The 23,451-nt window shown below is 63.3% G+C and carries 21 protein-coding genes and 2 riboswitches; of the genes, 10 read left to right on the top strand and 11 right to left on the bottom strand.

Annotated elements, in window-relative coordinates; all coding sequences use genetic code 11:
* Positions 1 to 4: 4 nt before the first annotated feature.
* The 4 genes from GTP55_RS17635 to GTP55_RS17650 all read right to left on the bottom strand — a co-directional run bounded on the left by GTP55_RS17635 (position 5) and on the right by GTP55_RS17650 (position 6,425).
* A complete protein-coding gene (locus GTP55_RS17635; protein WP_161046172.1) occupies positions 5 to 1,192 on the bottom strand; it encodes a cell division protein ZipA C-terminal FtsZ-binding domain-containing protein in 1,188 nt (395 codons plus the stop codon).
* Positions 1,189 to 4,716, bottom strand: a complete 3,528-nt coding sequence (gene smc / locus GTP55_RS17640) for a chromosome segregation protein SMC (protein WP_161046173.1) — start codon at positions 4,714 to 4,716, stop codon at positions 1,189 to 1,191. The genes GTP55_RS17635 and smc overlap by 4 nt, the downstream gene beginning before the upstream one ends.
* Positions 4,717 to 4,813: 97 nt before the next feature.
* On the bottom strand, positions 4,814 to 5,440 hold the full coding sequence (locus GTP55_RS17645; protein ID WP_161046174.1) for a phosphatase PAP2 family protein: 627 nt from the start codon (positions 5,438 to 5,440) through the stop codon (positions 4,814 to 4,816).
* Positions 5,441 to 5,549: 109 nt separating this feature from the next.
* Positions 5,550 to 6,425, bottom strand: coding sequence for a LysR family transcriptional regulator (locus GTP55_RS17650; RefSeq protein ID WP_161046175.1), 876 nt, complete (start codon positions 6,423 to 6,425; stop codon positions 5,550 to 5,552).
* A 98-nt stretch (positions 6,426 to 6,523) separates the two neighbouring features.
* Here GTP55_RS17650 and GTP55_RS17655 point away from each other — a divergent pair, with 98 nt between their 5' ends.
* A complete protein-coding gene (locus GTP55_RS17655) occupies positions 6,524 to 7,147 on the top strand; it encodes a LysE family translocator (RefSeq protein ID WP_161046176.1) in 624 nt (207 codons plus the stop codon).
* On the opposite strand, the gene GTP55_RS17660 is transcribed toward GTP55_RS17655, so the two are convergent.
* On the bottom strand, positions 7,144 to 9,777 hold the full coding sequence (locus GTP55_RS17660; protein ID WP_161046177.1) for a DUF1631 family protein: 2,634 nt from the start codon (positions 9,775 to 9,777) through the stop codon (positions 7,144 to 7,146). The two genes, GTP55_RS17655 and GTP55_RS17660, sit on opposite strands and share 4 nt — an antisense overlap.
* Before the next feature lie 175 nt (positions 9,778 to 9,952).
* On the opposite strand from GTP55_RS17660, the gene GTP55_RS17665 reads away from it, so the two are divergent.
* Positions 9,953 to 11,449, top strand: coding sequence for a methyl-accepting chemotaxis protein (locus GTP55_RS17665; protein WP_161046178.1), 1,497 nt, complete (start codon positions 9,953 to 9,955; stop codon positions 11,447 to 11,449).
* 156 nt (positions 11,450 to 11,605) lie between these two features.
* Complete coding sequence (locus GTP55_RS17670; protein WP_161046179.1) at positions 11,606 to 11,818, top strand: hypothetical protein; 213 nt, start codon at positions 11,606 to 11,608, stop codon at positions 11,816 to 11,818.
* Between the two features lie 53 nt (positions 11,819 to 11,871).
* On the opposite strand, the gene GTP55_RS17675 is transcribed toward GTP55_RS17670, so the two are convergent.
* Complete coding sequence (locus GTP55_RS17675) at positions 11,872 to 12,432, bottom strand: ATP-dependent Clp protease proteolytic subunit (RefSeq protein ID WP_161046180.1); 561 nt, start codon at positions 12,430 to 12,432, stop codon at positions 11,872 to 11,874.
* A 122-nt stretch (positions 12,433 to 12,554) separates the two neighbouring features.
* A riboswitch (glycine riboswitch) is annotated at positions 12,555 to 12,641 on the top strand.
* Between the two features lie 8 nt (positions 12,642 to 12,649).
* Positions 12,650 to 12,749: riboswitch (glycine riboswitch) on the top strand.
* A gap of 43 nt (positions 12,750 to 12,792) precedes the next feature.
* Between GTP55_RS17675 and gcvT the strand changes: the two genes are divergently transcribed.
* The 6 genes from gcvT (at position 12,793) to GTP55_RS17705 (ending at position 18,420) form a co-directional block, all read left to right on the top strand.
* Positions 12,793 to 13,917 carry a glycine cleavage system aminomethyltransferase GcvT gene (gene gcvT, locus GTP55_RS17680; RefSeq protein WP_161046181.1) on the top strand — a complete coding sequence of 375 codons (1,125 nt, stop codon included), beginning with the start codon at positions 12,793 to 12,795 and terminating at the stop codon, positions 13,915 to 13,917.
* Positions 13,918 to 13,945: 28 nt separating this feature from the next.
* Complete coding sequence (gene gcvH / locus GTP55_RS17685; RefSeq protein ID WP_161046182.1) at positions 13,946 to 14,326, top strand: glycine cleavage system protein GcvH; 381 nt, start codon at positions 13,946 to 13,948, stop codon at positions 14,324 to 14,326.
* A 107-nt stretch (positions 14,327 to 14,433) separates the two neighbouring features.
* Positions 14,434 to 17,328, top strand: coding sequence for an aminomethyl-transferring glycine dehydrogenase (gene gcvP / locus GTP55_RS17690; RefSeq protein WP_161046183.1), 2,895 nt, complete (start codon positions 14,434 to 14,436; stop codon positions 17,326 to 17,328).
* 115 nt (positions 17,329 to 17,443) lie between these two features.
* The gene (locus GTP55_RS17695; RefSeq protein WP_229258021.1) at positions 17,444 to 17,740 is read left to right on the top strand and encodes an ArsR/SmtB family transcription factor; all 297 of its coding nucleotides are present in this window, start codon (positions 17,444 to 17,446) and stop codon (positions 17,738 to 17,740) included.
* A gap of 9 nt (positions 17,741 to 17,749) precedes the next feature.
* On the top strand, positions 17,750 to 17,986 hold the full coding sequence (locus GTP55_RS17700) for a hypothetical protein (protein WP_110849684.1): 237 nt from the start codon (positions 17,750 to 17,752) through the stop codon (positions 17,984 to 17,986).
* Between the two features lie 26 nt (positions 17,987 to 18,012).
* Positions 18,013 to 18,420 (top strand): hypothetical protein, encoded by a 408-nt coding sequence (locus tag GTP55_RS17705; protein WP_161046185.1) that lies wholly within the window; start codon positions 18,013 to 18,015, stop codon positions 18,418 to 18,420.
* A 7-nt stretch (positions 18,421 to 18,427) separates the two neighbouring features.
* Here GTP55_RS17705 and GTP55_RS17710 read toward each other — a convergent pair whose 3' ends face one another.
* A complete protein-coding gene (locus tag GTP55_RS17710; RefSeq protein WP_161046186.1) occupies positions 18,428 to 20,059 on the bottom strand; it encodes a methyl-accepting chemotaxis protein in 1,632 nt (543 codons plus the stop codon).
* 11 nt (positions 20,060 to 20,070) lie between these two features.
* The gene (locus GTP55_RS17715) at positions 20,071 to 20,505 is read right to left on the bottom strand and encodes a cache domain-containing protein (protein WP_110849683.1); all 435 of its coding nucleotides are present in this window, start codon (positions 20,503 to 20,505) and stop codon (positions 20,071 to 20,073) included.
* A gap of 96 nt (positions 20,506 to 20,601) precedes the next feature.
* On the opposite strand from GTP55_RS17715, the gene GTP55_RS17720 reads away from it, so the two are divergent.
* The gene (locus GTP55_RS17720) at positions 20,602 to 20,943 is read left to right on the top strand and encodes a hypothetical protein (RefSeq protein WP_161046187.1); all 342 of its coding nucleotides are present in this window, start codon (positions 20,602 to 20,604) and stop codon (positions 20,941 to 20,943) included.
* Here the strand turns inward: GTP55_RS17720 and GTP55_RS17725 are convergent.
* From GTP55_RS17725 to GTP55_RS17735, 3 genes are read right to left on the bottom strand one after another with little or no spacing between them, the layout of a single operon-like run.
* Complete coding sequence (locus GTP55_RS17725) at positions 20,940 to 22,355, bottom strand: hypothetical protein (protein ID WP_161046188.1); 1,416 nt, start codon at positions 22,353 to 22,355, stop codon at positions 20,940 to 20,942. The two genes, GTP55_RS17720 and GTP55_RS17725, sit on opposite strands and share 4 nt — an antisense overlap.
* Positions 22,352 to 23,065 carry an ABC transporter ATP-binding protein gene (locus GTP55_RS17730; RefSeq protein ID WP_161046189.1) on the bottom strand — a complete coding sequence of 238 codons (714 nt, stop codon included), beginning with the start codon at positions 23,063 to 23,065 and terminating at the stop codon, positions 22,352 to 22,354. Before GTP55_RS17730 ends, GTP55_RS17725 begins: the two co-directional genes overlap by 4 nt.
* Positions 23,062 to 23,448 (bottom strand): GntR family transcriptional regulator, encoded by a 387-nt coding sequence (locus tag GTP55_RS17735; RefSeq protein ID WP_161046190.1) that lies wholly within the window; start codon positions 23,446 to 23,448, stop codon positions 23,062 to 23,064. The genes GTP55_RS17730 and GTP55_RS17735 overlap by 4 nt, the downstream gene beginning before the upstream one ends.
* Between the last annotated feature and the right edge of the window lie 3 nt (positions 23,449 to 23,451).

Genomic DNA, 23,451 nt, shown 5'->3' on the forward strand with positions numbered 1-23,451 from the left:
CTTCTTAGCTGAACAAACGCATCGCGCGGGTGGAACCGGCGGGAATATCCGCATCGTTCATCTCGGCGTAGAAATCCTGCACCTGGCCGGCGATCTCGGTCAGAGCCGCATCCGACAGCGGCTGGTTGTAATCGTCGACGATGGTGCCGTCCAGACGTGCCATCAGACCCTTGGCGCAAGCGACCATGGCGCCGAAGCCGTCGCGCGCCGGCGCCACGCATGGCACGTCGAGCAGCAGCGTCAGACGCGCGGTGGTTTCCTCGGCCGGCGTCACATTGGTCGACAGCGAGAACAGGAAGCCGCCCTCACCGTCCGGCATCACGAAGCGGCCATCCGGACGCAGGTCGAAGCCTTGCTTCTCCAGCGCGCCGATCAGCGTGTTGATGGCCCACGGCGCGCCGTTCGATTGCAGGTTGACGCCCAGCTGCGCATCGTGACCGGCGACAAAGCGGTGCAGGTTGCGGGCCTCGGCCATCACTTCGATCATGTCGGGAATTTGCGGCTCGGCGCCGATTTCGTCGGCCATGGCGCGCAGGCGCGTTACCAGTTCCGAGTATTCCAGTTCGTTCAGCGCGGTGCTGCGGCTGGCCAGCTGCACGCCGCCCTGCAGTTCGGTATAGACGCCGCCGTGGGCAACCGGCTCCCAGTCGCCGCTGACTGCCTTGCCAATGTAGTGCACCGGCTTGCTGCCGACCATGCGCAGCGTCTGCAGCACCGGCAGCAGCTTGTCGCCGCGCGCCGGGGCTTCCAGCGCCAGCGGCAGCAGGCAGTCGATCAGCGGATCGACCAAGGCCGTGGCCTGTTCCGCCGCCGCAGCCGATGCCGCATTGGCGCGCGCCGCCAGTTCCTCTTCGCTCACGCTCAGCAGTGCGCCATCGTCACTGGTGAAGTCCGCCGCCAGCGCGCCGAGCGCCGCAGCGGCAGCCGATGCTTCGCCGCCGGCGACGCCGGGGACGGCGCTGTCCAGCGAGAAGCTTGGCTCCTGGCGCGCATGCGGTGCGGCAGGGTTGGTTGCTGTCGGCGCCAGCTGCGGTTCTTCGCCGCCGGTGCGCATCAGTACATCATCATGGTCGGTCGAGAAAGCGCGTTCCACGCTTTTCTTGGCCTTGTATTCCTGGATTTTGTTGTATGTGAAGACGCCGGCGATAAACACGCCGGCGGCTGCGAGTAAGCTGATTTGAAGGTCTGTCATGCTGCTTGTGCCTCGGAAGCGAAGTTTGCGGCGGATTCCATATCCACCGCCACGATGCGCGATACACCCTGCTCTTGCATCGTCACACCGATCAGTTGATTGGCCATCTCCATCGCAATCTTGTTGTGCGAGATGAAGAGGAATTGAGTATGTTCGGACATGCGCTTGACCATGCGGCAGAATCGCTCGGTATTGGCGTCGTCCAGCGGCGCGTCCACCTCGTCGAGCAGGCAGAATGGCGCGGGATTCAGGCGGAACATGGAGAACACCAGCGCGGTGGCGGTCAGCGCTTTCTCGCCACCGGACAGCAGGTGGATGGTGGCGTTCTTCTTGCCCGGCGGCTGGGCCATGACCTGCACGCCGGAGTCCAGGATTTCGTCGCCCGTCATAATCAGCTTGGCCTGGCCGCCGCCGAACAGGATCGGGAACAGTTCGGAGAAATGGCCGTTGACGCGGTCGAAGGTGTCCTGCAGCAGGTCGCGGGTTTCCTTGTCGATCCGCGCAATCGCGTCTTCCAGCGTGTTGATCGCCTCCGTCAGATCCGCGTTCTGCGAATCGAGGAAGTTCTTGCGCTCGGACGCCGTCGCCAGCTCGTCCAGCGCCGCCAGGTTGACGGCGCCCAGCAGCGAAATGGCGTTGGTCAGGCGCGTCACCTCGCCTTGCAGGTAGGACGCCTTCATCTCTGGATGCAGCTTCTCCGACAGCGCCGCCTCGTCGGCCTGCACCTCGGCCAGCTGCGCGGCAAACTGCTCCTGGTTCAGGCGCGCGGCCTGCTCCTTGAGCTGCATTTCCATGATCTTGTCGCGCTGCGGTTGCAACGCGCGCTCGGTCGACATGCGGCCTTCCTCGAACAGGCGCAGTTGCTGCGCGATCTGATCGAGTTCGTGGCGCGCGTCGGACAGCGCCTTCTCTTGCGCCGTGCGGCGGTCCAGCAGCTCCTGCAGACCATCGCTGGTTTCGCCGGACTCCAGTTCTTCCAGCTCCATGCGGCCCGATTCCAGGCTCTCCGTCACCTGCGCCACCTGCGCGTTGGCGGTGGCGATATTGCGGCGGAATTCCTCGATCTTGCTGCGCTGGGTCTTCTCGGCGAACTGCACTTCCTGCGCGGCGCGTTCCAGATCGCGCAAGGCCTGGCGGGCATCGGCCAGGCGCTGCTCCTTCTGCATAAAGTCGGTCTGGCCGTCTTCGTGCGTGCCTTGCAGGTTGCCGAGCTCCATATCCAGCTGCTCGAACTTTTCTTCCGACTCCAGCTTGACCTGGGTTTGCTCTTCTTCCTGCGCGGTGATCTCGGCCAGATCGGCTTCGATCTGCGTGCTGCGCTGGTTGAAGCGCGCTTCCACCTCGGACAGTTTCATCACCTCCAGCTGCATCGTGTGTACCGACTGCTGCAGGCTTTGCAGCTTGGCGCGGTACTCGGTCAGGCGGCGCGTCAGGTCCGATAAGGCGGCGTCCGCGCGCACCGAGCGCGAACGCGCCTCGTCAGCCAGCATCTGCTGCGCGCGCAGCTGTTTGGTGATGTTGTCGATTTCCTGCTGGCGTCCCAGCATGCCATCCTGCTCGGAGTCAGCGGCGTAGAAACGCACGCTGCCCTGGGTGATGACGTGGCCTTGCCGCGTGATGATGCTGCCGCCGGCCGGCAGCTTGCCGCGATCGGCAAACGCTTCGGCCGCGTCTTCGGCGAAATAGACGTTGTGCAGCCAGTCCTGCAGCAAACCGCGCAGCCCTGGGTCGTTCAGCTTCAGCAGATTCAGGAAAGGCTTGAGGCCCGGCGCTTCCACCGGCGCCGGGGGCACGGCGGTGGACGGCGCAAACAGCGCCAGCTTGGCCGGCGGCGCATCGCTGAAGAAGGCCTTGGCCCAGTCGATATTCGACATCTGCAGCGCGGAGGTGCGCTCGCGCAGCACCGATTCCAGCGCCTGCTCCCAGCCTGCTTCGATGTTCAGTTTTTGCCATAAGCGCGGCAGCGATTCCAGCTCGTGCTTTTGCAGCCACGGCGTGACCTTGCCCTGGGTTTGCACGCGTTCCTGCAACTGGCGCAGCGCATTCAGACGCGCTTCCAGCTGCGCGTTGGCGGCGGTTTCGGCGTTGACCTGCTGCTGCGCGTCCTGGCGTTCCTGTTCCAGCCTGGGCTGCTGCTCCAGCGCTTCTTCCAGCACGAAGTTCTGCTCTTCCAGCGCCTGCTGCTTCTCTTCCAGCTGCATGCGCAGGTTGGACAGGTGCGAGCTGTCCGGCAGACTCAAACCGTTTTTCTCCTGCTGCAAACGCTCGCGCCGCACGGCCAGGCCGTTGAGGATGTTGTTGGCGTTGCGCTGGTGCGCGGACTCCAGCTCCAGCTGTTGCTGCGCTTGCATAATGCGGGCGCGCGACTCGGTGCTCAGCGTCTGCGCTTCCTTCCACGCCTGCTCCAGCATCGGCAGCGACTCGGCCTTTTGCTCGGCCATCATCTGCGCCTCTTCCACCTTGGCGCCCAGTTCTTCCAGCGAGAATTCGGCTTCCGCAATCTGCTCGCCGTATTCGCTGGACTGGCGCTGCCACTGGTCGCGCTGCGCGGTCAGCGCCGCCAGTTGCGATTGCAGGCGCGTGCGCGATTCGAGCGCGAACTTGATCTTGGCTTCCAGGCTGCCGATTTCGGCGTTGGTCTGATACAGCGCGCCTTGTGCGGTGTGCAGACGGTCGCCGGCGGCAAAGTGCGACTGGCGCATCTGCTCCAGCGACAGTTCGACGTTGCGCAACTTGGCGGTCTGCTCTTCCAGATCGTTCTGTGCCTGCTCGACTTCGCGGAAGTATTTTTTCTGCTCGTTCTCGGCTTCCACCTTGCGCAGCAGCCAAAGCAGCTTTTGCTTCTCTTCCTGGTCGGCTTGCAGCTGGTGGAACTTGGTCGCCACGGCGGCCTGGCCTTCCAGCTTCTCCAGATTGGAATTCAGTTCGCGCAGAATGTCTTCGACGCGCAGCAGGTTCTCGCGCGTGTCGTGCAGGCGGTTTTCGGTTTCCCTGCGACGTTCCTTGTACTTCGAGACGCCGGCGGCTTCCTCCAGAAACACGCGCAGCTCTTCCGGACGCGATTCGATAATCCGCGAGATCATGCCCTGGCCGATAATCGCATAGGCGCGCGGACCGAGTCCGGTGCCGAGGAAGATATCCTGGATGTCGCGCCGGCGCACCGGCTGGCCGTTGATGTAGTAAGTGGAGGTGCCGTCGCGCGTCAGCGTGCGCTTGACGGCGATTTCGGCATACTGGCCCCACTGGCCGGCGGCCTTGCCGGCGTTATTGTCAAACACCAGCTCCACCGACGAGCGGCCGGCCGGCTTGCGGTGGGTCGAGCCGTTGAAGATCACATCCTGCATCGACTCGCCGCGCAATTCCGACGCCTTCGACTCGCCCAGCACCCAGCGCACGGCATCGATGATGTTCGACTTGCCGCAACCGTTGGGACCAACCACGCCAACCAACTGACCCGGCACCTGGAAATTGGTGGGATCAACGAAAGACTTAAATCCCGACAATTTGATGGAAGATAGACGCACGTTGTTATCTGGTGTGTGGGCTGTAAAATTTCACAATAATACCATTTTGCGTATCATATCAGGCCGGAAACGCATAGGGCTACACCGTTGTCCAGGCCTAGCGCAGCTGCGGCCGTGGCGCGTGCCAGCTGGCCCGGGTAAAGGGCTGGTCGCGGCCGGACAGGTAGAGCGCGGCCTTGGTAATCCACAGTTCGGCCGGAATCGGCTCCGCGTGCGGCGCCAGCAGCAGGATGGGCAGGCACAGCACGACCAGCACGCGGCTCATAGCCAGATGCCCTTCGCCGCTGGCGTACCAGATAAACGCAGCCGCCACTACCAGCCCCAACAGGCAGCCGGTGATCGCTTCCGAACGGGAATGCGCCAACACGTAGACGCGCGAAATCGAAATGAGCACGGCCAGCACCACCCCAGCCAGGGTGCCAAGCCGGCGTGCCCACAATGGGGACGAGCGCGTGATCAGGAAGCCGGCCACCGGATAGACGGCGGCGGCGCGCATCGCGTGGCCACTGAAGCCGGCAAAATCGACCGACTGCACGCCAATGCCCCAGCCGACGAACGCCATCTTGGTGATGACCACCAGCGCCATGCCGACGCCGAACAGGGCCAGCCAGATGGCCGTTAGTCGCCAGGACTTCCCGGCCAGCAACCACAAGACTATCGCCACCCCAATCGGCCCGGTCACCGCCAGGCTGCCAATCACACTTAACCAATGCCACCAAATCATCGTGCTTTTCCCATTTCATCGTATGACAACATTCTAGCCTTCATTGCAGCGCAACAAAAGTGAAGTTCAGGTTAAAGTAAAAGACGGACAAACAGAATATTTTAAATAATCAAGGCAGGCCGAAATGCGCGACCACGAAATCGACAAAACTGTTTAGCTTGGGAGTGGCTTGCCGACCGCGCGGATAGATCAGGTGCAAGGGCCGCATCGGCGGCATAAAGTCGCGCAAGACCGGCACCAGGCGTCCCGCTGCAATCTCTTCGGCAACGACGATTTCCGCCAGCATCGCCAGCCCGAAGCCGTTGAGCGCCATTTGCTTGAGTGCCTGACCATTATTGGAACGAAACCGGCTAGGCTTGGGCGCTGCGCTCGTATTGAGCCGCCAGCGCACCACGCGCCGCCAATGCAGGAAATCCAGGCACTGGTGATGGGCCAGATCGGCCGGCGTGCGCGGCGTGCCGTGTTGCGACAGGTAAGCTGGCGACGCACAGATCACCATGCCGTAAGGCTGGAGCGGCCGCGCAATCATGGTTGAATCCTCCAGGCGGCCAATCCGGATGGCCGCGTCCAAGCCCTCTTCCACCACGTCGGAGATGCGTTCGCTCAGCTCCAGGTCGACGCTGACTTCGGGATGGGCCGCCATGTAGTCCGGCAGGCTGGGCGCCAGCAACGCGCTGCCGAACGCGACAGGGGCACTGATCCGCAACGTGCCGCGCGCGCTACTGCGCATGGCCAGCGCGCCCGAATCCGCACTTTGGACGTGAGCGAGGATCTGCCGGCACTGCTCGCAGTACTGCTCACCGATTTCGGTCAGGCTTTGGCGGCGCGTGGTGCGGTTCAATAGCCGCGTGCCGAGCCGCTGCTCCAGTTCGGCGATGTGTTTGCCGACCATGACCACCGACATCTCGAACACCTTGGCAGCCGCCGTAAAACTGCCGGCATCCACCACGCCGACGAACACCTCCATGCTACGTAGTCTGTCCATGATTGCGAATCACCAGTTAAAGATATTGTAAATATTAGAGCATTTATATTTTCTCGGTTTAAAACGATACTAAGTTTTTTCTTTCCGGAGTGAATGAAATGGATTTTTCGACCTGGTTGCTATTCCTGTCGGTATCGCTGGCTGCGGCGTTCAGCCCTGGGCCTGGCGTGTTGATGGCGATTTCCACCGCGTCCAGCCAGGGCGCCCATCGCGCGCTTTACAGTTCCGCAGGCAACGCGCTGGGCGTGTTTATCGTCGCAGCGACAGCGGCAACCGGATTAGGCCTGGTGTTGCAAGCGTCGGCGCTGGCGTTCGGACTGCTGAAAGTAGCGGGTGCGGCCTATCTTGTGTATCTCGGCATCAAAGCCTGGCGCAACGCCGGCGCGCCGGCTGCCACACAGGCGACACAGCCAATGGAGCAAAGCCGATTCAAAACGTTTCGTTCAGGATTGCTGATCGCGGTCAGCAATCCGAAGGCGATCCTGTTCTTCACTGCCGTGTTCCCGCAGTTTATGCCGCATGACCATATCGACCTGCATCGCTTCCTGTTGCTGACGTCGACGTTCACGATCTGCACGCTGGTATCGCATTTCTTTTACGTCAGCTGCGCGGCATGGCTGACGCGAAATGTCGCAGCCAGCGCAAGCCGCCGCCGTCTGGCCGGCCGCAGCACGGCGGTGGTGTTCATCGGAATGGGCGGCGCGCTGCTGGCCGTACGTTAGCCAGCCGCCGCCGGGGTGGCGATGGCGGCGTCGTTGTCGGCGCTGCGGGACAGTGCCTGCGAGAGCGCCACGGCGACCACGCCTTCGGCATGGGCCACCTGGGCGCTGCCGTCGCGGAAGCGGCGGGTCAGCTCGTCGCCGGACATCGAGAAGGCTTCCTGCCGCGCGGCGGTGGAGAAGATATACAACGTGCGGCGCGGGCTGATCCACGCCAGTTTGACTTTGCGGCTGCTGCCGTCTTCCTGCTCAAACGCCAGCCACATGCCGCGCGCGAGGCTGTCCACTTCGATCAGGGCGTCGTCCTGTTCGGCTGGTGGCGCAGTTTGCGGCTCGGCCGCGGCTTCCGCTTCGGCCTTGGCCTGCAGCGCCAGACGGCGTTCGGCGGCCTGCTGGGCGACCTGCATGGCGATTTCCACTTGCCGTTCGGGCGACATTTCCAGCGGCGCGCGGACGATCGAGGCGTGGCATTCCGCCAGCTCGGCAAAGAATTGCAGGCGGTCGGCATCCTGCCATTTGATGACGTCCAGCCATTTATTCAGCGCGGACAGCAGCCCCGGCAGCTTGGCGATCAGTTGCTTACGGTCGTCGGGCGTCAGTTTGGGACGTACGCTCCAGATCAGGTCGTCCATGGTTTTGGTGGCGTTGTTGACCGCGCCGGGCTTGTCGTCTTCGATGCTGTAGGCGATGGTCAGCACCGAGGTCCAGCGCTGTTCGAGGAAGGCTTCCACCACGGCGATGACTTCGCCGGTGCCGATCCGCAAGGCGACGGCATTCTTGGCCAGCTTGTTCGACTCGGCCATCTTTTCCTGCTTGAGCGCGGCAGCGATGGGCGCGGCGATGGCGGCGGCGGCAGCCTTCTCTTCCGCTTGGATCGATGCTTCCAGCTCGTTGACGGCTTCGGTGAAGACCGACAGTTCCTGCTCGTAGTCGCGGCCCACGCGGTCGACGCTGCGCTGCATGGCCTGGAATAGCGGGTCGTCCGGGCCTTTGCGCTGCTCCCAGCCCATGCGCGACAGCAGTTCCAGCAGGCGCCGCGCCGGGTGGGCCTCCTGGAAGAAGAAGTTTTTGTCGACCAGGGCGGCCTTCAGCACCGGGATTTGCAGGAAGCGGATCAGTTCGCGGATTTCCGGCGAGATGCTTTGGTCGCGGAAGACGGTGTCAAAGACGGCGGACAGCAGGTCGATGGTGGATTCGTCGGCACGCGTCAGGCTGCCTTGCGGCATGGTTTGCTTGAGGGTCGGCAGGTAGAAGATGTTGTCGGCCGGCGTGCCCTGTGCAGATGCCAGCGCTGGCGCCATGCCGCCCGTGACGGCCGCCAGGTTGCCGATGGATTCGTAAGGCACGGCCTTTTGCAACTCGGCGAGATAGGCCAGCAGCGGTTGCTTGGCGTCGACTTGCGCCAGCCGCTGGGCAGCTTCGTTCGGCAAAGCGCCGGCATGGAAGCCCTGCGCCGGACCTTGCGCCCAGCCACCAACCTGCCCGCCTAAGGCGCCGCCCAGCTGACCAGCAGCAGTGCCGTGCGCCGCAGAACCGGCGATGTGAGCAGGCAAGCCGCGCTCTCCACCACCGGTCTGCACGATGCCTAAGCTGCCGAAGTCACCGATGGTATGCGCGCCGGGCGGGATGCCTGTGCCGAATTCCTGCGAGTCGGGCTGGGCGGCGCCCATGCCGTTCAGGCCGGCGATCGCGGCCGTGCCGACCACGTGGCCGCGCGTGCCTTGTGGCGCGGCGTTGGGCGCCCATGTGCTGCCGGCCGCCAGTGCGGCTGCGGGCAGATCCGGTATCGTGAGGTCGACGCCGCCGGCATGCAGCATGCCGCTGGCGATGCCGTCCACAATCTGCCCTGCGGCCGATCCCGCCACCTCGCTGGACGCAAAAAACTGCCTTAACTGCTGCGCCAGCGCCGCCTGATTTGTTTTCGCCTTAGCCGCAGCCCCACCATCCAGCTTGCGACGCTTGTAGCCATCCGTTCCGCCTGGCAGCACGCCACTGCTCTGCAAAGCCAGACTCAACGCCGCCAGCATCGGCCCCAGTTCTATGAACATCTCCGGCTTGATCCACGGCTGCAACAGCCCTGCCGAAGCCTCCTCGGGATCGAATTCCGTCCACGCCTGCTGCAAGGCCTCCAGCAACACCGCCGGCCTGAACGGATTCTGGCTCAGCCGCAAAATATCGCGATCCAGCAAAAACGCCAGCCGCACATTCAGCGTCTGCAAGGCATCCGCGTGCAACACCTCAAACGGCTTGCTGACACCGCCCAGCGCCACCTGATTGTCCATTTCCTCAAACGGCACCAGCGACAGCGGCTGGTCCGCGCTGCGCACTGCCGGCTTTACGGCCGGCGCCAGTTGCGCGATCTCGCGCCGCAATGCCTTCTCGAGCGAACTGGTCGCCAGATGCAGAAACGCGAAATTCCGGTTACGCAGCTGGTTGCCGGCGCGAATGCGCTGCTGGATCAGCCGCGTGTCGCCATCCGTGGCATCGATCAGCGCCCCGGCCAGCTTGTTGGCCAGCTCCAGATACTGATCCCCGGCGTGCTTGACCGCAATACCGATCAACTCCTCCAGCAAGGCGTGACGCGGCGATACCGTCTTTTTCGGCGCTGCGGACGTTGTCGGAGATGAAACCATGGCGTGCCTGATAAATGAAGTCAACCTGCCACTACATTGTCACACGATATTTCTATCAAGCAATACCAAGAAACCAAGAATTGGCAATTTTTTGCGTATTTTGAGACGGCTCAACAGGCAAGCTTGCAGTTTCCCTAAGATAAAAAACTCCCTCCACCGCCCACCAAGGATGCCCATGAAATTCCTGCACAACCTGGAAACGTCCCGCAAGCTGCTGGCTGCCTTTGCTGTCGTGCTCAGCCTGACTGCACTGCTGGGACTGAGCGCGCTGTCGCGCATCAGCGCGATCAACCACGCGTCGGCGGACCTGGCCGGCAAATGGCTGCCGCAAACCATGGCGGCGCTGTCCAAGCGCAACGAAGCGCTGCTGAGCGAAGGCGCGACACCATCGCCGGAAGCCCAATTGCAGCAAGCCCGCGCGCTGAATACCCAGCTCAGCCAACTGCTGGTCGCGGCCATTCAATCCAGCCAGGAAGCCACGCGGCAGACCGATGAATTGTACGCCAGCGCTCGCGTCACGACCTACAGCCTGCTGTTCCTCGCGGTAGCCGGCGGCGCCCTGCTGGCGCTTTGGACGGCGCGCTCGATTTCCGCGCCGCTGCAGCAGGCGATGCTGGTGGCGCAACGCATCGCCACTGGCGACCTCGGCACGCAAATCGCGCCGCAGCCGGACAACCAGACCGGCAAGCTGCTGCGCGCCATGCAGCATATGAACGACAGCTTGCAGGCCATCGTCCGCCAGGTGCAGCACGGTGCGCGAGCGATCGGCGACGCGGCAACGGACATTGCGGATGGCAACCAGGATTTGTCGGCGCGCACCGAGCAGCAGGCGTCGGCGCTCGAGGAGACGGCTTCTTCGATGGAACAGTTGACCGCCACCGTGCGCCAGAATGCCGGCCATGCGGTGGAGGCCAACAAGCTGGCGCTGTCGGCGTCAGCGGTGGCGGTGCGTGGCGGCAATGATGTGGCGCAGGTGGTGGGCACCATGGCGTCGATCAACGATAGCTCGCGCAAGATTGCGGAAATTATCGGCGTGATTGACGGCATTGCTTTCCAGACCAATATACTGGCCTTGAATGCGGCCGTGGAAGCGGCCCGCGCGGGCGAACAGGGGCGTGGTTTTGCGGTGGTGGCGTCTGAGGTACGCAATCTGGCGCAGCGGTCAGCCGCGGCAGCCAAGGAAATCAAGGAACTGATCGACGATTCGGTCGACAAAGTCGCTCGCGGCACGCAATTGGCCGATCAGGCGCGCAAGACCATGGACGAGGTGGTTGGCAGCGTCAAGCAGGTCACCGGGCTGATAGGCGAGATCGCCGCCGCCAGCGCCGAGCAGACCGCCGGACTGGAACAGGTCAACCAGGCGATTCTGGCGATGGACCAGGCCACGCAGCAAAATGCCGCGCTGGTCGGCCAGGCCGCCGTGGCAGCCGCGTCGATGCGCACCGAAACCGGCAAGCTGGGCGATGCGATCAGCCTGTTTGCCGCGCCCGACGCGCCAGCTGCGGCACCGGCACCTGCACTGGCGCAGCCTGCTGCGACCTTGCCATCCGTGCAGCCATCGCCGCGAGCGGCGCTACCAAAACGCCCCTCGCCGGACGCCATCTCCCGCACCGCTCGCTCGGCGCAACAGCGTCAACGTCCGGAACAACCAGTCGAGTGGGAAGAGTTTTGATAGGCCAGCAAGGCATGCTCCTACAACCCACCAAGGAGTATTCCGATACCGACCCAACCTTGCTCGCCGCATCATGACGTCACCGGAAACGCCTCGGCCTCCGCGCCGCGGCGATTTCGGCGAGTACGTTCTTTTCACTTTATCAAAGGAATCAAAATGAACTCGAACCAAAAAGGCAGCACCAGTAGTAACCAGAGCTCGAAACAAGGCTCGGACCAGAGCAACAAGCAATCGGGCGGCGCAGGTTCGTCCAGCGGTGCGCGCAGCGGTACCCAAGGCGGCACCCAGGGTGGCACGCATGAGCAGCACGTTGAAGCAGGCCGTCAAAGCCACAAAAATGACGGCAACAAGCAATCCGGCAACCGCTAAGTAGACAATCAGCGGTACATGCGGCGCCGCGCGCGCCGCATCGCCGGCCACCTTTAAATGTTGGCCACCCGTTGCCCGGCAGGCGGCACAAAATCGGCCACCCCGTTCACCAATCCCACTTTCAATGCTTCGGCCGCCGTCAGATGCAGGTCGGAATACTCGTGCGTGCGCCAGTTGTCGTCGGTCAACTGCACGTGGTTGCGCAGGATTTGCTCAGTGCGTGCGTCGTCCGCCTGCAACCCCTCGACGATGATGCGCAGCGCATCGGGCCGGGCGCCGTGCGGCGCGCTGGCATGCGATTTGTGCACCATGAAGCGCGCGGTATCGCTGGCATAGCGCTCGGCGCCGGCCAGGTACAGGATCACCGCGATCGACGCCACCGCGCCGGCGTTGTAGGTGATGATCTTGATCGGCAGCTTGCTCAAGTAGTTATACAGGCAAATACCGTCGCTGACGTAGCCGCCGTTGGACTGGATCAGGATGTGGGCCGTGGTAATACGGTCCTCGGTCATATCGGCAACGGCGTCAAACACGCGGCGGACCATGTCGCTATTAACGTCGCCGGACAGCGTGAACCACGCGTGCCCTTCATAACTGGTGTGATCTTGGCTCATGGTTGGGCTCTCGAAATAATGTGATTAATTCTAGCAAATTGTTTCTTTTCCAGCTTTTCTGTTGCGCATTCGTGCGCACAGGGGCCAAGATTGACATTCCAGCCTGTCTGACATATATTCCCGAGTCTTGATCGGGAGAGGGCAAACCAGCTTTGCCGCCGAAGGGGCACTACCCACAAACTCTCAGGCAAAAGGACCGGTCAAGGGGCCAGAAAACGGCTCAAACTCTGGAGAGAGATTGCATGGGCAATCCACCGAAGGGGCGTGCGGAAGCAGCTTTCCGCTATCTCTCAGGTACCAAGGACAGAGGGGTTTGGAATATGCGTATTCCCTGTTAACCTCTTTTCGTTTGGACCGGACATGACGCTCAAAGCCACCCCCCTCAATAACGCACACCGCGCAGCCGGCGCCCGCATGGTCGATTTCGGCGGCTGGGACATGCCGGTCAACTACGGTTCCCAAATCGAAGAACACAACGCCGTGCGCACCGACGTCGGCATGTTCGACGTCGCCCACATGTGCGTGGTCGACATCAAGGGCGACAATGCGCGCGCCTTCCTGCGCGGCCTGCTGGCCAACAACGTCGATAAGCTGCAGGTATCGGGCAAGGCGCTCTACTCCTGCATGCTGAATCCGGAAGGCACCGTGATCGACGACTTGATCGTCTACTTCATCAACGAGAGCTGGTTCCGCCTGGTGGTCAACGCCGGCACCGCCGAGAAGGACGTGGCGTGGATGCAGGCGCAAAATGACGCCACCAGCAGCGGCCTGACCATCACCCAGCGCCGCGACGGCGGCAGCGACGCCATGGCGCTGATCGCCGTGCAAGGCCCGAACGCCCGCGCCAAGGTGTGGGAAGTAATCCCGGAATCGAAGCAAGCCACCGCCGAAATGAAGCCGTTCAACGTCGCCTTCGCCCAAAGCGCCGCCTTTGGCGAGGCGATGATCGCCCGCACCGGCTACACCGGCGAAGATGGTTTTGAAATCGGCGTCGCCGCCGACAAGGCCGAGCAGCTGTGGAACGCGCTGGCCGCCGCTGGCGTCAAACCGGCCGGCCTGGGTGCGCGCGACACGCTGCGCCTGGAAGCCGGCATGAACCTGTACGGCCAGGACATGGACGACACCGTGAACCCGCTGGACGCCGGCCTGGCATGGACCATCGATCTGGTCTCCGAGCGTGACTTCATCGGTAAGGCCGCGCTGCAAGCCAAGGGCCAGAACAGCCAGTTCGTCGGCCTGATCCTGCGCGAAAAAGGCGGCGTGCTGCGCGCGCACCAGAAAGTCATCGTGGCCGACAGCGAGGCCACCGGCGAAATCACCAGCGGCACCTTCAGCCCGTCGATGCAGCAGGCGATCGCCTTGGCGCGCGTGCCGATGGGCGTAAACGTCGGCGACACCGTCCACGTAGAAATTCGCGACAAAAAACTGGCTGCTTCCGTGGTGAAGCTGCCGTTCGTCCGTAACGGTAAAATCCTGGCAGTCTAATTTATCTCACCACCTCTGGAGCCCACAAATGAACATTCCTGCAGACCTGAAGTACACCGAATCCCACGAGTGGGTACGCGCTGAAGAAGACGGCACCGTCACCGTTGGCATTACCGAGTACGCGCAGGACGCCCTGGGCGACATCGTCTTCGTCGAACTGCCGAAAGTCGGCGACAGCTACGAAGCCGGCAACGACGCCGCCGTGGTGGAATCGGTGAAAGCCGCCAGCGACATCTACGCCCCAGTGGCCGGCGAAGTCGTGGCCGTGAACGAAGACGTGGTCAACGCGCCGGAATCGATCAACGCCGACGCCTACGCCAACTGGCTGTTCAAGATCAAGCCGAGCGACGCCAACGCGATCAATGGCCTGCTGGACGCCGCAGCCTACGGCAAAAACACCGGCGCCTGATTGCCGTCGCCCTCGCGCAGGCGGGGGCCCATAGAACGCCAGCTCCGCATGGGTCCCCGCTTTCGCGGGGACGACAGCCCTTTTTCCTCTCTGCCCTCGCCCATATCATGACCCGCACCAGCCTCTCCCAACTCGAAGCACGCGACGCCTTCATCGCCCGCCACATCGGCCCAGACGCCGCAGAACAGCAGGACATGCTGTCGGTCCTCGGCTACGCCACGCGCGCCGCCCTGATCGACGCCATCGTGCCCGCCAACATCCGCAACAAGGCCGCGCTGCCGCTGGGCGCCTACACCCAGCCGATGCCTGAGCAGGAAGCGCTGAACCAGCTGAAAAAGATCGCCTCGAAAAACAAGGTGCTCAAGTCGCTGATCGGCCAGGGCTACTACAACACGCTGACGCCAAACGTCGTCCTGCGTAACATCTTTGAAAACCCGGCCTGGTACACCGCCTACACGCCATATCAGCCGGAGATTTCGCAAGGCCGCCTGGAAGCCATCCTGAACTTCCAGCAGACCATCACCGACCTGACCGGCATGGGCATCGCCAATGCGTCGATGCTGGACGAAGGCACCGCCGCCGCCGAAGCCATGACGCTGATCCAGCGCGTGAGCAAATCGAAATCGAACGTGTTCTACGTCGCCGACGACGTGCTGCCGCAAACGCTGGAAGTGATCCAGACCCGCGCCAAGCCGCTCGACATCGACATCAAGACCTTCCACCCGGCCGAACTGGCCGCCATCGGCGACTGCTTCGGCGTGCTGCTGCAATACCCGGGCGTAAACGGCAACGTGCGCGATTACAAAGCCGACGTCGCAGCCATCAAGGCCAAAGGCGCGATGGTGGTTGCCGCCGCCGACCTGCTGGCGCTGACCATGCTGACGCCGCCGGGCGAATGGGGCGCCGACGTCGTCGTCGGTAACTCGCAGCGCTTCGGCGTACCGCTCGGCTTCGGCGGCCCGCACGCCGGCTATATGGCCACCCGCGACGAATTCAAACGCTCGATGCCGGGCCGCCTGGTGGGCGTCACCATCGACGCGCAGGGCAACAAGGCGTACCGCCTAGCGCTGCAAACCCGCGAGCAGCACATCCGCCGCGAAAAAGCCACCTCCAACATCTGCACCGCGCAAGTGCTGCTGGCGGTGATGGCGTCGATGTACGCCGTCTACCACGGCCCGCAAGGCCTGCAGCAGATCGCCAAGCGCGTGCACCGCCTGACCGGCGTGCTGGCCTCGAACCTGAAAACGCTGGGCTACACCATCACCAACGACAGCTGGTTCGACACCCTGACCATCAACGTCAAGAACGCCGAGCAGCTGCATGCATCGGCCCATTCGCACGGCGTCAACCTGCGCGTGATCGACGCTTCGCACGTCGGCATCTCGCTGGACGAAACCACCACCCGCGAAGACATCGCGCTGCTGTGGACCGTGTTCTCGCATCCTGTCGGCGGCCCGGCCCACGGCCCGGACTTCGATACCGTGGAAGCCGCCGTCGAGCGTTCGTTCCCTGAAACGCTGGCACGCGAAAGCGCCTACCTGACGCACCCGGTCTTCAACCGCTATCACTCGGAAACCGAGATGCTGCGCTACCTGCGTTCGCTGGCCGACAAGGACCTCGCGCTGGACCGCACCATGATCCCGCTGGGTTCCTGCACCATGAAGCTGAACGCCACCAGCGAAATGATCCCGGTGACCTGGCCCGAGTTCTCGACCATCCACCCGTTCGCGCCGGAAGCGCAAACCATCGGCTACCGCGAGATGATCGCTTCGCTGGAAGAGATGCTGTGCGCGGTGACCGGCTACGCCGCCATCTCGCTGCAACCTAACGCCGGCTCGCAAGGCGAATACGCCGGCCTGCTGGTGATCCAGGCTTACCACCAGTCGCGTGGCGAAGGCCATCGCAACATCTGCCTGATTCCATCGTCGGCGCACGGCACCAACCCGGCATCGGCCTCGATGGTCGGCATGCAGGTGGTGGTCACCGCCTGCGACGAAAACGGCAACGTCGACCTGGCCGACCTGAAAGCCAAGGCCGAGCTGCACTCGAAAAACCTGGCGGCCGTCATGGTCACCTACCCTTCGACCCACGGCGTGTTTGAAGAAGGCATCCGCGAGCTGTGCGACATCGTCCACAGCCACGGCGGCCAGGTGTACGTCGACGGCGCCAACATGAATGCACTGGTCGGCGTGGCCGCACCGGGCGCGTTCGGCGGCGACGTCTCGCACCTGAACCTGCACAAAACCTTCTGCATTCCACACGGCGGTGGCGGCCCGGGCGTCGGCCCGATCGGCGTTGGCGCGCACCTGGCCAAGTTCCTGCCGAACCAGCGCTCGAACGGCTACATCCGCGACAACGCCGGCATCGGCTCCGTCTCGGCTGCGCCATACGGCTCGGCATCGATCCTGCCGATTTCGTGGATGTACATCGCCATGATGGGCGCAGAAGGGCTGACCGCCGCGACCGAAACCGCGATCCTCAACGCCAACTACATCGCCCGCCGCCTGTCGCCGCACTTCCCGGTACTGTACGCAGGCCACGACGGCCTGGTGGCGCACGAGTGCATCATCGACCTGCGTCCGCTGCAGGATGCCACCGGCATCTCGAATGAAGACGTGGCCAAGCGCCTGATGGACTTCGGCTTCCACGCACCGACCATGTCGTTCCCGGTGCCGGGCACGCTGATGATCGAGCCGACCGAGTCGGAATCGAAAATGGAGATGGACCGCTTCATTGACGCCATGATCGCCATCCGCGGCGAAATCGCCAAAGTGGAAAGCGGCGAATTCGACAAGCTGGACAACCCGCTGAAATTCGCGCCGCACACCGCCCAGGTGCTGACGGCCGACGTCTGGGACCGCAAGTACTCGCGTGAAGTGGCGGCCTACCCGCTGCCATCGCTGCGCAAGCAGAAGTACTGGCCACCAGTCGGCCGCGCCGACAACGTCTACGGCGACCGCAACCTGTTCTGCGGCTGCGCCCCGATCAGCGACTACGAGTAATCCTCGTGCGCTCCAAAAAGCCCGGCTGCGCGCCGGGCTTTTTTTTTCGCTTGCATTTCTTTCACCTGTCAGATATTCTTGACACATGAAATCCAAATCTCTCACAGGCGATCAGTTGTTGGCCACTCTGGCGGCACTGTCCAACCCGCACCGTTTGCGGGTGGTGGCGGCGCTGGCGGCTGGTGGACGGAACTACGTCAGCCAGCTGGCGCGTGAGTTGAATATCAGCCGCCCGCTGCTGCACCTGCATCTGCAAAAGCTGGAGGAAGCCGGCCTGGTGACGAGTCAGATGGAGCTGTCGAACGACGGCAAGGCGCTCAATTATTTCGACGCCGCGCCGTTCGCCATCGACCTGACCCCGGCCGCGATCGCCGAAGCAGTACGTACCCTGACGACCAATCCTGAAAAGTAGAGGCTTACCATGTCCGAAAATATTTACCTGCTTACCCTGCTGATGCCGCTGGGGACCATCTTCCTGATCTTCCTGCTGCGCTCCCGCACCGCTGTCAAGAAGGCCGAGCTGGAAGCACAGGGTAACGAGGCCTATCGCCAACTGGCGGAACGCGCCGTCGCCGCGCAGGAGCAGACGGCAGCCGCGCTGGCCGACCTGAAGATCCGCATCATCGCGATTGAAAACGTCCTGAAACAAGTCGAGTAATCCCATCCACATCGAGGAGCCGCACCATGCCGCAAGTATCGCTGTTTCGCCTGTATTCGCTGAGAGCTGTATATTTGATCATTGCGCTGGGACTGGCGCTGGTGGTGTGGCCGAGCGTGATCCATCATGCCGAACCCTGGGGCCTGTCGCAGGGCGTGGTCAAGTGCATGCTGGTCGCTTTCAGCCTGCTGTGCGTGATCGGCATCCGCTATCCGCTGCAAATGCTGCCGGTGCTGTTCTGGGAGCTGGCGTGGAAGGCGATCTGGCTGTTGATCGTCGCCCTGCCCGCGTGGCAAAGCGGCGCCATGGACGAGAACATCATGGGCACCGCGATCGAATGCCTGGTCGCCATCATCATCCCGCTGGCCATGCCGTGGAAATACGTGATCGCCCGCTACATCCAGCAGCCGGGCGACCGCTGGCGCGCAGCTTAATCCACCGCTAACTCCGGACAGACGCCAGCCGCAGACGCACCACGCGCGGGCTGCCGGCCGGACGCGTAGCGTCGGGCGGCTCGATGCCCTCATCCAGCTTGAAGATGGCCACCGCTTCCGACAGATACCGGGCTTGCCGCTGCAGGCTGCTGGCGGCGGCCGCAGCTTGCTGCACCAGCGCCAGGTTTTGCTGCGTCACCTGATCCATGCTGACGATGGCCTGCTGCACGCCCTGTACGCCGTGCGCCTGCTGCGCGCTGGTGTCGCCGATCTGGCCGATGATGTCGCCCACCTGCCGCACCGAGGCCACAATCTCCGCCACGCTATCGCCGGCTTCCACCACCGAGCGCGCGCCGCTGTCGATATCCCCCACCGATTCGGCCACCAGCAGCTTGATTTCCTGCGCCGCCGATGTCGAACGCTGCGCCAGGATGCGCACTTCGCCGGCCACTGCGGCAAAGCCCTGGCCATGCTCGCCGGCGCGTGCCGCTTCCACCGCCGCACTCAGCGCCAGCATATGGGTCTGCACCGCCAGGCCATCGATCACGCCGACGATTTCCACCACCCGCCGCGTGCTGCCGCGAATCGACGCCATGGTCACCACCAGTCGCTGCACCACCGAGCCGCCGCGCGCGGCGAAGCTGTTGGCGCAGTGCGCCAGTTGGCCGGCCAGTTCGGCATGGGTGGCGGTGTCGGATACCTGCCCACCCAGCTGCTGCATGGCGTCGCCGGCCTCCTCCAGCGTGCCGGCTTGCGCGCGCGTGCGACGCGTCAGCACCGCGTTACCCTGGGCGATTTCACGCGAGGCGCTGTCGATCGACTGCGCGGTCGACAGGATGGTCTTGAGCGTAGTATTCAGGTTGCGGATGCTGGTGTCGAGCGCGCGCGAGGTTTCGGCGATTTCATCGCGGCCGTAGACGCGCTGGCGCACCGTCAGGTTGCCTTCGGCCAGATCGACCGCCGCGGCGCCGATCTCGCGCACCTCCTTCAGCATGGCGTTGCGCACCGCCATGGTCACCAACAGCGACAGGGCGATCGACAAGGCCACCACGATCGGCATCCAGGTCGACAGCACGCGGAAATCCGTTTCGGCGTCGGCGTAGGCGCGTTCGCTCAGGCTTTGTTCTAGCCGCGACAGCTCTTCCAGCCGCTGCGCCACCACGTCGAAGGCCCGCTCGGCCTTGGACATGGCGTTGGCCGCCATCGACTGGTCGGCCATCGCCAGCTCGATCACGTCCTGCATGGCCTTGACGTACACCGTATGCGCGGCCTGCGACTGCACCACGAAACGGCGCTCGGCCGGATCGGATTGCGTGGCCATTTCCAGCTGCGCGAACTGGCGGTCCAGCGCCGCGTGGCGCAGGTGGATGTCGCGTACCAGCGCGTCCACACGCGGCGCCGAGAAGCTGGCGTTGATCCAGGTGAGCAGCTGGTAGATTTCGGTATGCGCCTTGTGCGCGCCGGCCACCAGGTCGGCCGCCGCCTTCAGGCGCACGGCGCGCTGCTGCACCATGTTGTCGAGCGACTGGTTCTGCCGCAGCAGTCCGAGATACGCGCCGGCCGACAGCACGATCAGCAGGATCAGCACCACCCCGGGGGCCAGCAGCAGTTTGGGCCCGATCTTCAGTTGGCTGAGCATGGTCCGCACGCTCAGTGTTTGTAGATGCCGGCTTCGAGCGCGACGTCGCCCACCCGCAGCACATAGGTACGCTTGGCCTCGACCTTGCCGGTTTCCGGATTGCGGAACTTGTAGTCGACCCAGCCGTGTCCAACGCCCTTGGCCAGCGCCACCATCTCCTGGCGGAACAGCTTGCCGTCGGCGTCCGGTACGTCCAGCAGGTTCTTGCCGATCAGCGCGGTGGTCGGATGGGCCACGGTGATGCCTTGCAGGTCGCGCATCGCCAGGTACAGCGCACCCTGGTTAAACTCCGCATCCTTGCTGTTGATGCGCGCGATCATCTCGGCCTTGCCGTGTGCGCGCACGAACTGCGCGCCCTTCTCGGCCAACGCCACCGCGTCCTTTTCGCCGGGCGCAGCGTGCGCCGCACAACTCGTCAACAAAGCGATAATGATCCAAGCACGCATGATTCCCCCTGGCAGCCAAGATGTTGTAATCTACGCTGGCTGCCGCGCTGCAATCTTGCGTTCGGTCAATCGGCACAAAGTAACAACAGGAGCATCATGAAAGCATCATCCAGGGCGGTACTCATCTCCGCTTTGCTGTTTCCCGGACTGGGTCACCTGGCATTGCGGCCGCGCCGCACACTGCGCGGCATGCTGTTCATGCTGCCGACCGCCGCCGCCGTGCTGTATCTACTGAGCACCATGCTGCACTTGCTGTCGCAATTACAAGATGAACTGGACGCCGGCAAGCTGGCGCTCGATCCCTTTGCCATCCTGGATCGCGTGCATGCGTCCGGCATCGACAATCCGGCCACCAACCTGGCCTCGGCCGTGCTGCTGGCGGGCTGGGTCGGCGCCGTGATCGACGTGATCTGGCTGGGCAAGCGCACGCCGGCTTAGACCGCCAACCTTCCGGCCGGCAGCACCGGCGGCAGCGCCCTCAGCGCGCGCAGGCGCAGGCTCATATAGATGACTGCGCCGATGCCGGCAACGCTGCCCACTGCGTACCACGGGAAGTTGGGCGCCGCCTGTAGCAGCCCGACTGCGCCCAGGCACACCAGCACCACAAACACAATGACTACCGTCCACGTCACACCCAGACGCCGGGCCGGCGCTACAGCGTAATTGCGCAGCAGCGGTGTCACCGTCCAAAGTACAACCATGGACATGGCAAAGCTCACGCCGTGCAGGCTGGGGTGACCGGCCAGCGCCGAGTCCAGGCAGAGCACGCAAGCCAGCGATACCAGCCACACCGCCAGCGCGCGGCGCAGCACCGTCGTTACCAGCAGACGATTGATGCGGTCGGCGGCCGGTCCGGCCGGTGTCAGGAAGTACAGTTGCTGCTCGGCGCCGTGCAGCACCACATCGTCGGCCACGCTGATGGCGTACATCAGCACCGCGCCCAGCTGCATCAGTCCGGTGGCGATCGTCATGCCGGCGCGGGTGTCGTCGCTGAGAAAGCGGCCGATTACCAGCGCCAGCAACGTGGAGACCAGCGAAAAAGCAATCATGCGGGCCGGATGGGCGCCAGGGCCGATCGCATGCATCAAGGCGCGGTCCGGCGCCACCCCGCGCTGGCTGTCGCGGCGCAGTGCAGCGAGGTAGAAACTTTGCATCACTTGCTTGAGGCGCGACGGCGCTTGCCTGGCCGACGTGTTGGCCGGCGCGCACGTCAGCGCGGCATAACGCTGGCTGAACCGGGCCTGCCAGTTCCAGTGGCCATCGCCGCCGCGCGGCAACAGCAGATGCAGCCCCCAGCCGCCCAGCAACATGATCGGCACTAGGGCAGTGGCGGTCACAACTGCTTCGTTGGCGCCAGCCAGCAAGCGTGGCAAATCGTTGATCACATATGACGTACCGAATGGAATGGCCAAAGCCATGATCCACGCCAGCGCCATGTAACGGTTCATGAAAATGCTGAACACGGCGAACGCGCCGCCAAACACCAGGCCGTAGCCGGGGTGACCGAACACCAAGCCGCACATCACCGCCAGCAGCGCGATCTCGACGGCATACATTGCGGCTGTCAACCGTATCAGCCGGCTACGCAAATGCGGCACCAGACCGGCGTATTCCGGCCGATTCTGCCGGATCGCGTTTTTCAAGAAGGCGCCGCACCACAGCTGCAACGCCACCCACGGCATACAGACCAGCACCAGATTACCGGACGGGCCGTGGCGGTCGCCGTGTAGCGCCAGCAGTACGATTTCGGCGGCGGCCAGCAACAGGCTGGCGCGTATCATTTGACGACGGCTGGCGCTATCCTGGATCATTTGCGCCAGCATGGGCCCGTAGGCCTGGCGGATTGTCATTTGGTTACCTCGACAAACAGGTCTTCCAGGCTCAAGTTTTTGCCCTCGAGCAGTTCGTCCAGCGCGCCTTGCAGCACGATCTTGCCGCCTTGCAAGAAGGCGACGTCCAGCGCGACCCGCTCGAGGTCGGACAGGATGTGGGTGGAAAAGATCACCGTGGTGTCGCGTTCGATGACGCCGCTGATAAGCTCCTGCAAGAAATCACGGCGGCCGACCGGGTCGAGGCTGGCGACCGGCTCGTCCAGCACCAGCAGTTGCGGGTCATGCGCCAGCGCGCGGATGATCGACAGGCGCTGACGTTGTCCGCCCGACAACTGGCCGATTTGCTTGTCGCGGGCCTCGCCGTGGAAGCCCCAGCGCTCCATCAGGTTATCGACCTTGCCTTGATTCCAGCGCGGATACAGCGCCTTGAAATAGTTTAAAAGTTGCACAGGCGTCAACCACTCGAACAGGTCGGATTTCTGTGGAACGTAGCCGATGTTGGCGCGGGTTTGCTCATCCAGCGCCGTGACCGGGTGACCGAACAGACGGCTGCTGCCGGCATCAGATTCGCGCAGGCCGAGCAGACATTCCAGCAACGTCGACTTACCGGCGCCATTGCGGCCCAATAAACCAATCACTTTGCCGGGAGCGATATTCCAATTCACTCCCTGCAATACCTGTTGGCTGCCGAAGGCTTTATGCAGGTTTTCCACCACGACTGGATTCATTTAGTTTCTCCAAGAATTTTCGCAAACAATTGCAGCACTGTGTCCGGATCGAGTTCCAATTGCCGGGCTTCGGCAGCGGCGCGTTCCAATGCCGGTCTTAAAAGATTTTCGCGTCCCTGCGGCTTACTTCCTTCCGCTACCAGCATGCCGACACCCCGCGCGCGGCTTAATAAGCCTTCGGTTTCCAGCATGTTATAAGCCTTGGACACCGTCATGGGATTGACCGCCAAGGCCAGGGCCACGTCGCGTACCGACGGTAAAACATCGCCCTGTTTTAAAACGCCCGCCGCAATTAATCGCCGGACCTGTTCGATTAATTGCCGGTAGATAGGATCGGACGAACCGGTCGCTATCGAAAACAAGGCAGCTGTGTGCATGGCCATAGG

Source organism: Duganella margarita (assembly GCF_009857535.1).
GTDB classification, from domain to species: Bacteria; Pseudomonadota; Gammaproteobacteria; order Burkholderiales; family Burkholderiaceae_D; genus Rugamonas; species Rugamonas margarita.